The sequence below is a fragment of the Candidatus Thioglobus sp. genome (assembly GCF_028599055.1).
In the GTDB taxonomy this organism is placed as follows: domain Bacteria; phylum Pseudomonadota; class Gammaproteobacteria; order PS1; family Pseudothioglobaceae; genus Thioglobus_A.
Map to the genome: position 1 here is coordinate 1 of NZ_JAQRMS010000040.1, position 10,847 is coordinate 10,847.

11 protein-coding genes are annotated in these 10,847 nt (G+C 40.7%); 3 read left to right on the forward strand and 8 right to left on the reverse strand.

Going from position 1 to position 10,847, the window contains the following annotated elements; all coding sequences use genetic code 11:
• The 4 genes from PSN35_RS03995 to PSN35_RS04010 form a co-directional block, all read right to left on the reverse strand.
• Positions 1–610 (reverse strand): GTP cyclohydrolase, FolE2/MptA family (locus PSN35_RS03995; protein ID WP_300029787.1); only part of this gene is annotated, 610 nt, incomplete at its 3' end.
• Positions 607–984: a 6-carboxytetrahydropterin synthase QueD gene (queD, locus tag PSN35_RS04000; protein ID WP_300029790.1), complete on the reverse strand. Its 378-nt coding sequence runs from the start codon at positions 982–984 to the stop codon at positions 607–609. The genes PSN35_RS03995 and queD, both read right to left, overlap by 4 nt.
• Positions 985–1,061: 77 nt before the next feature.
• Positions 1,062–3,299 carry a DNA topoisomerase IV subunit A gene (gene parC, locus PSN35_RS04005; protein WP_300029793.1) on the reverse strand — a complete coding sequence of 746 codons (2,238 nt, stop codon included), beginning with the start codon at positions 3,297–3,299 and terminating at the stop codon, positions 1,062–1,064.
• Between the two features lie 85 nt (positions 3,300–3,384).
• Positions 3,385–4,008, reverse strand: coding sequence for a c-type cytochrome (locus tag PSN35_RS04010; protein WP_300029796.1), 624 nt, complete (start codon positions 4,006–4,008; stop codon positions 3,385–3,387).
• Between the two features lie 54 nt (positions 4,009–4,062).
• Here PSN35_RS04010 and PSN35_RS04015 point away from each other — a divergent pair, with 54 nt between their 5' ends.
• Together PSN35_RS04015 and PSN35_RS04020 are read left to right on the forward strand one after the other, a co-directional pair.
• Positions 4,063–4,815 carry a hypothetical protein gene (locus PSN35_RS04015; RefSeq protein ID WP_300029798.1) on the forward strand — a complete coding sequence of 251 codons (753 nt, stop codon included), beginning with the start codon at positions 4,063–4,065 and terminating at the stop codon, positions 4,813–4,815.
• Positions 4,812–5,333: a TlpA disulfide reductase family protein gene (locus PSN35_RS04020; protein ID WP_300029801.1), complete on the forward strand. Its 522-nt coding sequence runs from the start codon at positions 4,812–4,814 to the stop codon at positions 5,331–5,333. Before PSN35_RS04015 ends, PSN35_RS04020 begins: the two co-directional genes overlap by 4 nt.
• 1 nt (position 5,334) lies before the next feature.
• On the opposite strand, the gene gcvP is transcribed toward PSN35_RS04020, so the two are convergent.
• The 4 genes from gcvP to PSN35_RS04040 form a co-directional block, all read right to left on the reverse strand.
• Positions 5,335–8,133: an aminomethyl-transferring glycine dehydrogenase gene (gcvP, locus tag PSN35_RS04025; RefSeq protein WP_300029804.1), complete on the reverse strand. Its 2,799-nt coding sequence runs from the start codon at positions 8,131–8,133 to the stop codon at positions 5,335–5,337.
• Between the two features lie 82 nt (positions 8,134–8,215).
• The gene (locus PSN35_RS04030; RefSeq protein WP_300029807.1) at positions 8,216–8,554 is read right to left on the reverse strand and encodes a histidine triad nucleotide-binding protein; all 339 of its coding nucleotides are present in this window, start codon (positions 8,552–8,554) and stop codon (positions 8,216–8,218) included.
• Positions 8,555–8,573: 19 nt separating this feature from the next.
• On the reverse strand, positions 8,574–9,701 hold the full coding sequence (locus PSN35_RS04035) for an FAD-dependent oxidoreductase (protein ID WP_300029809.1): 1,128 nt from the start codon (positions 9,699–9,701) through the stop codon (positions 8,574–8,576).
• Between the two features lie 2 nt (positions 9,702–9,703).
• Positions 9,704–10,132: a hypothetical protein gene (locus PSN35_RS04040; protein ID WP_300029812.1), complete on the reverse strand. Its 429-nt coding sequence runs from the start codon at positions 10,130–10,132 to the stop codon at positions 9,704–9,706.
• 31 nt (positions 10,133–10,163) lie between these two features.
• On the opposite strand from PSN35_RS04040, the gene PSN35_RS04045 reads away from it, so the two are divergent.
• Complete coding sequence (locus PSN35_RS04045) at positions 10,164–10,745, forward strand: malonic semialdehyde reductase (RefSeq protein ID WP_300029815.1); 582 nt, start codon at positions 10,164–10,166, stop codon at positions 10,743–10,745.
• The last annotated feature ends 102 nt before the right edge of the window (positions 10,746–10,847 follow it).

Sequence of the window (10,847 nt, forward strand, 5' to 3'; positions counted from 1 at the left end):
CACGTTTAAGAATGGCATATAACTCACATGAAGCCTTCTTCTCCGCCAATTCAATTAAATCTTCAAGGTATAAAGTCTTGCCCGTGGCTGCTTTAGCCTTAATAGTAATATGAGAGCGTTGATTATGCGCACCATATTTTGAAATACTCTTAGAACATGGGCACAAGCTAGTAACTGGAACAACTACCTTCATCATCACTTCGGTTTCACCGCCAGACAAAGAACCATACAAGCTAACTTGATAATCCATCATAGACTCAACCCCTGAAGAGGGTGCCTTTTTCTTTCTAAAGAAAGGAAAATCAAGTGTAATATGCGCGGTATCAGACTCTAGACGATCACGAACTTTTTCAATAATTTTACCAAAGTTGCTGTTATTAAATTCACACGGTCCTTCATTCAAAATTTGAATGAAGCGTGACATATGCGTGCCTTTAACATTTTCTGGCAAAGTAACTGTCATGGTGAAATTACCCACTGTTGGTGATTTATTACCATCACGGTCAACATAAGTAATCGGGTGTGAAATATCTTTAATACCTACTCGATCAATAACGATTTGACGAGTATCTAAGTTGTTTTGTGTGTCAGGCAAATCACAAGATTTCATGATTGGTCCTCCGAATAAGTAACAGACGCTCTTAAAGTTTCCCAAATGGTTACTTCTTTGACTCGAACCTCTTCTGTGTTGATTAATTTACCCACTTCTTCATAAAAATACTTAGCAATATTTTCAGCCGTAGGGTTTAGTTGATTAAAAGGCTCAACCTCATTTAGATACTGATGGTCTAGCCTTTTAATAACTACTTTGGTTTGTTTTTTGATTTCTCTAAAATCAGTTGCCATGCCTACCTCATCAAGCACTTTTGAACTAACAAGCACTTCCACCTGCCAATTATGGCCATGTAGGCGAGCACAATCACCTGGATATTCTCTAAGTGAATGAGCTGCAGCAAAATCTGTAACAATTTTTAGGACGAACATTTTCGGAAAAATTGGGAAAAAGGGCTAATTATACCTTTGAACAGCTAAAAATTACACCCCCAATCGCAGGGTGATTGTTATTCTACCGCTTCAATCAAATCGACACCCTGATAGCCTTTTGGCAATAAATTGCCTCGACGAGCTCTGGCGCCAATGTAGTTGGTTAAATCTTGGAATTTAATGGTTAGATGGCGCTTACCTGCATACACTCTTAAGTTTTGAGTATCGAGCAAGACACAGATACTCACCACAAACTCTTCTCGCGCCTTAACATCCTTGGCCGGAATTTGAATTAGCTTGTTACCCTTACCTTTGGATAACACCGGCAACTCCGACACTGGGAATACTAACAAACGCCCACGATTGGTTGTAACTGCAACAAATTGATTATCCAAATCATCGATATTAATCACTTTCATCACCTTGGCATCACCTGGCAAGGTTAAGGATGCTTTACCCGCTTTTTTCTTAGAGAGTAAATCACCAATAGTGGCAATAAAACCATAGCCTGCATCAGAAGCAAGCAAAATATTTTGCGACTCATCGCCCATTACTACATCCACAAATTCGGCACTTGAAGGTGGAGATAATCGCCCAGTTAGTGGCTCTCCTTGGCCTCTAGCACTCGGTAGCGAGTTAGCCATTAAAGAGTAAGAGCGTCCAGTGGAATCAATAAAAATGGCATTTTTATTGCTACGACCTTGGACGCTGGTAAGGTAACTATCACCAGATTTATAATTCAGTGTGGTTGGGTCAATATCATGACCTTTAGCACTTCTAACCCAACCCTTATCACTCAAAACAACCGTCACATTTTCAGCCGGCACCAAATCATCTTCATTAAATGCTTGGGCGGCACTAACGTCAGCAACAATACTAGAGCGACGCCCATCACCAAAATTCTCAATCACTGCTTTTAGTTCTTTCTTGATGTAGGTTTTTAGTCGTGCGTCGCTGGACAATAATAACTCTAATTTTTCTTTTTCTGCGGCAAGTTCTGCTTGCTCTGCTTGAATTTTGACCTCTTCAAGCTTGGCTAGATGGCGTAATTTAAGCTCTAAAATTGCTTCAGCTTGAATCTCGCTAAGCTTGAAATGCGCTATTAAAATTGGCTTTGGTTTATCGTTTTCTCGAATGATGGCAATCACTTCGTCAATATTTAAGAAGGCGACTAATAAGCCTTCCAAAATATGTAATCGCGCCAAAATTTTATCTAGACGGAAGTTTAGTCGTTTGGTAACAATTTGAGTTCTGTAGGTCAACCACTCCTTTAACATTGGCATCAAAGGCTTAACCTGAGGCTTGCCATCTAAGCCAATCACATTCATATTAACGCGATAATTTTTTTCCAAATCTGTGGTGGCAAACAAGTGTAGCATTAAGCTATCGGCATCAACCCGGTTAGAACGTGGCACAATAACGATTCGTGTGGCGTTTTCATGGTCAGATTCGTCACGAATATCGTCCACCAGTGGTAGCTTCTTTTTGCGCATTTGATCTGCAATTTGTGCAATCACCTTAGAGCCAGAGGTTTGAAATGGCAATGTTTCGATAACAATGTCACCATTTTCTTTTTGATAGGTGGCGCGCATCTTAACTGAACCGTGGCCAGTTTCATAAATTTGTCTTAAATCTTTTGCTGACGATACAATGTTGGCATGTGTTGGATAATCAGGCGCCGGAATGATTTGCATGATTTCATCCAAATCACTTGAAGGTTTTTCAAGCAACGCAATACAGGCATTAACCACTTCAGTTAAGTTGTGTGGTGGCACATCGGTCGCCATACCAACTGCAATGCCTGAGGTGCCATTAAGCAATAGATTTGGCACTTGTGCAGGAAGATTTTCAGGCTCTTGCAGTGAGCCATCAAAATTATCTGTCCAACTGGCTGTGCCTTGGTTAATTTCTGCTAATAATAAATCTGCATAACGAGACAACTTTGATTCGGTGTAACGCATTGCAGCGAATGACTTAGGATCGTCTGGCGCACCCCAGTTTCCTTGACCATCAATAAATGGATAACGGTAAGAAAAAGGCTGGGCCATAAGCACCATAGCCTCATAACAAGCACTATCACCATGGGGGTGGAATTTACCCAAAACATCACCGACCGTACGAGCTGATTTTTTAAACTTTGCGGTTGACTTAAGCCCCAATTCACTCATCGCATAGATGATACGGCGCTGTACCGGCTTGAGACCATCGCCCACAAACGGCAAAGCACGATCAAGAATGACGTACATTGAATAATCAAGATAAGCGCGTTCTGAGAATTCTGCGACGCTTTGCTGCTCAAGGCCGATTTGGCTCATTTTCCCCCTGGAAATTTAGAATAAAACCACTAAGTTTTGAGCTATTTTAATGCAACTTTTTATCCAGCATGAGGCAAATTACCACTCAAAGACGAGAAACGTAATCTGCCAGGTCTGACAACTCTAAATCACTCATGTTTTTAATCAAATCCAGCATATCAGGATTACTATTGGCCCGATAGCCATCACGCATCCATTTTAATTGGCGTAATAGATATTCATAATGTTGAGATTTAATTCTTGGGAATGTTAGTTGTGCATCGCCTTGCCCATCAAGACCATGACAACCGGTGCAATTATTCAAATAAAGCGCTTTACCTTGAACAAGCCTCTCACCACTTCCCAAGCCATTATTACCAAGATCTGGCAGACTTTCTATGTAAGCAGCAACATCAGCAATAGCTTGCACACCGCCAATAGTTTTGGCGTCAGAAAACGGATACATGGTTGGACTGTCTCGATGCTTATACTGAATATCTTTGAGCTGTTTAATGATGACTGATTTATGCTGAGCAGCAATCACTGGAAAACTACCGTTCTTCTTTCCTGCGCCATTATCTAAATGACAAGCTGCACATAACTTGTAACTATTTTTTCCATGCTCTAAGTTTGACTTTAACAACAGCGCCTGTTCATACACGTCTTGGGCAAAAACACTGTTAATAATTGCTTGATAAATTAAAACACAAAATACAATAAATGACTTCATACAAAAACCAGATAAGTAGGTAAAATATTTATTATTATATTATAATATTATTAGATGTTTATTAAAAATAGTTTATTTATTATTTTTGTATTTTTCCTTAGTGCATCCAATGCTAAAGAGCTTACATATGTTGAATTGCCTTCTGGTGAGGAGACTGAAATTAGAGTTTTTCCTGCCAAAGGTGATATATTAGTCATCGGCTTTGCTTGTGATAATGGAAAAAGTAAACATGAAGAGGATACGGCACAATCCTTAGCTGATGACGGTATTGAAGTTTGGATGCCTGATATGCTTGGCACTTATATGCTGCCAAAATCTCGCAGTAGCTATGCAGAGATTCCGAGTGAAGATTTAACTCATATTATCTATGAAGCCATTTCCACCAAAAAAGACGTCTACCTAGTAGCTTCTGGCCCAGACACGCAACTACTATTGCGGGCTGCATCACAATGGAAAAAATCTTACTCTGATTATCAAGACTTAAAAGGTGGCATATTATTATTCCCACGCCTTAATGATGGTGCACCTGAGCCTGGTGTTGAGCCAAAATACGTAGAATCAGTAGGCACTACCGGCATTCCACTAATGTTGCTTGAAGGTGGCAGAACGCCAGATCGATGGAGTGTTAACCATCTAACGCAAAAATTAGGCGCTTCAGGCAGCTCTGTTGTCTCTAAAATTGTCCCAGGAATTCGTGGCTATTTCTTTAAGCGCGCTGACCCAAACAGAATAGAAGATGTTGTTACCTCACAATTATCAGGACTTATTAAAGTAAGTTTATTTTATTTACAGGAATTAAAAAAATGATGAAAAATTCAGTTGCTAAAAAAACCTTACTAGCCCTTTTATTAATTACAACTGGCATTGCACAAGCAGCATCATTAAAGCCGTATTCGGGAAAAATTAACAACCCTCAAGTTCAATTGCAAGATTTATCAGGCAATGTACATACACTAGAGCAGTACAAAGGCCAGGTTATGCTGGTGCAATTCTGGGCAACTTACTGCCCACCTTGCGTTAAAGAGATGCCAAGTATGAATAAATTGCAAGATAAGCTGGCCAAAGCAGGTGTGGCATTTAAAATTTTAGCCATTGACATGGCAGAATCCAAAGCTGAAGTTGAGGCTTTTGTTAAACGCATCAAGCCAGAGTTTACTATTCTAATGGACGAATCAGGCAGTAGCATTCAAGCCTGGAACGTATTTGCCGCACCTTCAAATTTTCTGATTAACAAACAAGGTGAAATTGCCTACACATTGTTTGGTGGTGTTGAATGGGACTCAGCCGAGATAATCGAGACAATTACACAACTGTCTCAACAGTAAACTACTCGAAATCTTCTGTGGTAATACAAGAACAGAATAAGTTTCGATCGCCATAGACATTGTCAATACGCTTAACTGGCGGGAAATATTTATTCGTAATTAACGACTCAACTGGATACAAAGCCTCTTGTCTAGTGTATGGATAAGCCCAATCACCCGCCATTTCATGCGCTGTATGTGGCGCATTTTTAAGTGGATTATTATCCTTGTCCCACTCACCTGAAATCACTTTTTGAATTTCATCGTGAATACTAATCATCGCGGTAATAAAACGATCAATCTCGTGCTTTGATTCACTTTCAGTTGGCTCAATCATTAACGTACCAGCCACCGGGAACGACATGGTTGGCGAGTGAAATCCATAATCCATTAAACGCTTAGCTATATCCTCTTCCGCAATACCACTTAACTCCTTTAATGGGCGAATATCAACAATACATTCGTGTGCCACCATACCTTGATCGCCACGATATAGAATTGGAAAGCTATCTTTTAGCGCGTCTGCAATATAGTTTGCACTAACAATCGCAATTTCCGTAGAACGCTGCATGCCGTATTTACCCAAGAGTTTAATATAACTCCAAGAAATTGGCAGAATTGAAGCGGAGCCATACATGGCAGCAGATACTGCGTTAGAGTCTTTTTCTAATGGGTTACCTGGTAAAAATTCAGCCAAATGCGCCTTAACACCAATTGGGCCCATACCTGGGCCACCGCCACCATGTGGAATAGCAAAAGTTTTATGCAAGTTAATGTGTGACACATCTGCACCAAACTCACCCATACGAGTCACGCCCACCATGGCATTCAAATTAGCACCATCAAGATAAACTTGACCGCCAGAATTATGAATAATTTCGCAAATTTGCTTAATCTCAACCTCGAATACACCATGTGTCGATGGGTAAGTCACCATAATGGCTGAGAGATTATCCGCATGCTTTTCTACTTTGGCTTTTAAATCACCCAGGTCAATATTACCCGCTTCATCGCATTTAACAATCACTACTTTCATGCCTGCCATAATCGCACTAGCTGGGTTGGTGCCGTGTGCTGAAGATGGAATTAAGCAAATATTTCGATCATGATCCCCGCGTGATTGATGATAAGCATGAATTGCCAAAAGTCCTGCAAATTCGCCTTGAGAACCAGCATTCGGCTGCAGCGATACTGCGTCATAGCCTGTTACTTCACACAATGCGTGCTCTAAATCTTTAAATAATTGCTGGTAGCCTTGAGTTTGACCTTCTGGTGCATAAGGATGCAATTTTGAAAATCCTGGCAGGCTAATTGGATACATCTGTGTCGCTGCATTAAGCTTCATCGTACAAGAGCCGAGTGCAATCATTGAATGATTAAGCGCAATATCTTTATTCTCAAGGCGCTTTAAGTAGCGCATCATCTCTGTTTCTGAATGATATTGGCTAAATACTGGATGGGTTAAATAGTCAGATGAACGCATCATATCAGCTGACAAAGCCAACTCTGATTGAGTCAATGTATCAATTGAAAATATCGCTAATAACGCTAATAGTTCAGCCTGCGTAGTTGTTTCGTCAACCGACATACTTAACTGCTTGTCATTCAATAAGCGAATATTAACATTTGCCTGTTGGGCTTTATCAAACAAAGATTGAGCTTCATTTGTATTAATGGTTACCGTATCAAAAAACTGATTAGCCGCCAACTCAAATCCTGCTGCACTTAAACTTTTTGCCAAATTACTGGCTTTAGCATGCACTTTAGTAGCAATTTTCTTAAGCCCTGCAGCGCCATGGTAAATGCCGTAGGCTGCTGCCAAAACCGCTAATAAAACTTGAGCTGTACAAATATTACTAGTCGCCTTATCGCGACGAATGTGTTGTTCTCGAGTTTGCAAAGACATGCGCATTGCTGGCTTGCCATGTACGTCTTGAGAAACACCAATAATGCGCCCAGGCACCATACGCTTATATTCATCACGCGTAGCAAGATACGCAGCATGTGGACCACCAAACCCCATTGGCACACCAAAACGTTGCGAGCTACCCACAGCAATATCAGCGCCCATCTCAGCAGGTGTTTTAATCAATGCCAATGCCAAAACATCACACGCAACAATAGTTAATACGCCATTTTCTTTGGCTTTAGCAATATCAGCCGTTAAATCACGAACCTCGCCGTTAGTGCCTGGTGATTGCAACAAAGCAGCAAAACAATCAGAGAAATCATTACTCTGGATATCATCTACCACCAACTCAATGCCTAACGGCTTGGCGCGCGTTTGCAAAATAGTAATGGTTTGTGCATTGGTATTATGATCGATTAAGAATTTATTAGATTTATTCTTACGATTGGCACGTTTGGCCATCATCATCGCTTCCGCACAAGCGGTCGGCTCGTCCAATAATGAAGCATTGGAAATATCCATACCGGTTAGGTCGATAATCATTTGCTGGAAATTTAATAGCATTTCCAAGCGACCTTGAGAAATTTCAGCTTGATATGGCGTATAAGCCGTATACCAACCCGGATTTTCTAAGATATTACGCTGAATAACAGTTGGCATCAATGTGCCGTAATAACCCTGACCAATGAAATTTGTAGCCAAGACGTTATCATTGGCTAATTTTGTTGCCAACTCTAAACTATCGCGCTCACTCAGCCCTTCATCAAGGGCCATACGATTGCCAAATAAAATAGCTTCCGGTACGGTTTTAGCCACCACCTCTTCAACACTATCACAACCGATACTACCCAACATTGAAGTGATATCCGCCGCACTTGGGCCAATGTGTCTGTCTAAGAATTCGTTACTCATAATAAAATAAGAAGCACTAAAAAAGATAGAATTTTATCTTATTAAGTGCTTGTTTTGCTTACAAAAAATAGGGGTTTGTTTCTTAACCTGGAGGCCACTGCAATTGACGCCCAGCTAAACAATGAAGGTGGATATGATAAACCGCTTGACCGCCATCATTATTACAATTCATCACTACGCGATAACCATCCTCAGCAAACCCTAAATCTTTGGCAATTTTGCTAGCCGTTAATGACAATTTTCCCAACAATACAGCATCATCCGCCTCATTCAGGGTGGCAATGTGTTGCTTAGGAATGACTAAAAAATGATGCGGCGCTTGCGCTTCAATATCATGAAAAGCAAACACATCCTCATCTTCATAAATTTTATTTGACGGAATTTCGCCTGCAATAATTTTACAAAATAAACAATCTGACATAAACGTACCTCTATAAACTCTATCGATACTGACGCAAGTACCACCAGCCAAACACCTTTTTAGCAATATGCATTAAGCGACAATTTGGCAGCATTAAGCCACCTTTAAGCGTTCTGGACACGTACATACCCTTATTATTTGAATCAACAATACACATTAGTTCAATTTTAAATGTGTGGCTAGCCTCTTTTCCATCAAGCATGTCTAGTGCATTTTTAGCTGCAGCTTCTGCCTGAAGATCAGCCATATGCGCTTGCTTTGGCATCCACTCTGGCCCTGGGAACGAGCCCGAATCACCAGCAACAAACACCTTATCAACGCCCTCGACCTCACAAAACTTATTGGCTTTAAGCATGCCGCCTTCGCTACGTGCAAGATCGGTGTTGTCAAACCAAGCGTTGCCTGTCATACCTGGCATAAACAAGATTAAATCAGCGTCAAATTCACCGCCTTCAGTCACCACTTTGTCAGCGCTAAATTTTTTCATTTTATTGCCCAAATGCGTGGCAATATTACGCTTTTTCATCTCGCTCAATAAGCCATCAACCGCTTTCTCCCCCAAGCGTGCACCTGGTTTCGGAGCTGGAGTAAAGAAAGTCAAGTTAAATTTATCGCGTCGTCCTTCTGCGCGCAGCTGTGTGTCGAGTCCAAATAAAAATTCAAACATTGGCCCACCACGCATTGCACTCGGCTCTTTTGGATTGCCACTAAAGCCAATAGCGATATCACCACCATCCATTGACTTAACGCGATCACGAATCGCCTCGGCACTAGCCAACCCCTCGCAAGGGGTAATTGCATGTTCGATTCCTGGGAGTTTTTTAATAAAACGCCCACCTGAAGCAATAATTAATGCGTCATTATCGTAGGTGCCAATTGGCGTTATGACTGATCTACCCTTGTTTTCTAAACCGGTAACTTCACTAACAATATGCACAACCCTCATGCGTTTGAAAAAATTATCAAGCGGAATGACAATGTCCTTTTTACTTGCCGCACCGGATGGCACCCAAATCAAACTTGGCATGTAAACCAACTCTGCTTTAGGGGAAATAAGTGTAATTTCAGCCTCTTTATCTTTTTTACGAATAGTTCGAACAGCGGTTAACCCGGCAAATCCTGAGCCGATAATAGTAATCTTTTTCATATTTAATCCTTATTTATATTGTGACAAAAATGACCATCATCTGGATTTTCAACACTTCTGGCAATATTCTCTACAAACGCTTGTAATTCGTCAAATTCTAACACCGTTAAAATTCGAGTAACCACATCTGGCGAAACTCGCAATGTACACATACTACCATCTTTAAGCGTTACTTGCATGCCGGCAGCATTCATCATTAACGCATCATCTGTTTGCTCTAATAACGCTTCTAACTCATCTTGCAATTCGTCATATAAATCTTGCAGCTCACCCAGTATAGAATCATTTGTATCATCAGCAATTGAGACGATTTCACCCTGGATCGAGCCAAAACCCTCATCATCCTCGCATTTAAATTCTATTCCCACCTTTGTCAAATGGTCTTTGAATTTGCCTGAGAGCGAAGCGTTGAAAAATATATAATCTAGCATATCAATTTTGTAATTTTATTGGGATATTTTAATGCTTGAGCAAGACGCACTAGACACTTTATTTATCAATGCTAGAAGTCATAATGGCTGGCTAGATCAAGATGTATCGAATGAGCAAATAAACCAAATTTACGAGTTAATGAAATTTGGCCCAACCGCAGCTAACAACTGCCCAGCGCGCCTTACCTTTGTAAAATCCAGCAAAGCAAAAGAGCAGCTAAAAGCACATCTTGATGAAGGTAATGTTGAAAAATCTATGGCTGCACCCGTCGTGGCCATTATTAGCTATGACACAGAATTCTATGAAAAGCTAGGCCTCTTGTTTCCACACACCGACGCACGCAGCTGGTACGCTGGCAACGACGCAAAAATCAAACAAGCAGGTGAAATGAATGCCACACTACAAGGTGCTTACTTTATGCTTGCTGCTCGCGCAGTAGGGCTAGATTGCGGTCCAATGGGTGGGTTTAATAACACAACTTTAGATGAAGAATTCTTTCCAGATGGGAAAACTAAATCCATCTTTATTTGTGCACTTGGTCAAGGCGATGAATCAAAAATTTATCCACGCGGACCGCGCCTAAGTTTTGATGAGGCTTGTGAAATAATTTAACAAATTATGTAAATAGCTGGTTTTGCAGCATGCCAACAAGCAAAAACCCCTTTAAAACAACGTTTTAAAGGGGTTTTTAGCTAAAAATGATACTTAAAACCT

What these genes read in the sequence shown, in the direction of transcription:
- queD (WP_300029790.1), bottom strand. Translation starts at nt 984, where the DNA reads ATGTTCGTCCTAAAAATTGTTACAGATTTTGCTGCAGCTCATTCACTT.
- parC (WP_300029793.1), bottom strand. Translation starts at nt 3,299, where the DNA reads ATGAGCCAAATCGGCCTTGAGCAGCAAAGCGTCGCAGAATTCTCAGAA.
- PSN35_RS04010 (WP_300029796.1), bottom strand. Translation starts at nt 4,008, where the DNA reads ATGAAGTCATTTATTGTATTTTGTGTTTTAATTTATCAAGCAATTATT.
- PSN35_RS04015 (WP_300029798.1), top strand. Translation starts at nt 4,063, where the DNA reads ATGTTTATTAAAAATAGTTTATTTATTATTTTTGTATTTTTCCTTAGT.
- PSN35_RS04020 (WP_300029801.1), top strand. Translation starts at nt 4,812, where the DNA reads ATGATGAAAAATTCAGTTGCTAAAAAAACCTTACTAGCCCTTTTATTA.
- gcvP (WP_300029804.1), bottom strand. Translation starts at nt 8,133, where the DNA reads ATGAGTAACGAATTCTTAGACAGACACATTGGCCCAAGTGCGGCGGAT.
- PSN35_RS04030 (WP_300029807.1), bottom strand. Translation starts at nt 8,554, where the DNA reads ATGTCAGATTGTTTATTTTGTAAAATTATTGCAGGCGAAATTCCGTCA.
- PSN35_RS04035 (WP_300029809.1), bottom strand. Translation starts at nt 9,701, where the DNA reads ATGAAAAAGATTACTATTATCGGCTCAGGATTTGCCGGGTTAACCGCT.
- PSN35_RS04040 (WP_300029812.1), bottom strand. Translation starts at nt 10,132, where the DNA reads ATGCTAGATTATATATTTTTCAACGCTTCGCTCTCAGGCAAATTCAAA.
- PSN35_RS04045 (WP_300029815.1), top strand. Translation starts at nt 10,164, where the DNA reads ATGCTTGAGCAAGACGCACTAGACACTTTATTTATCAATGCTAGAAGT.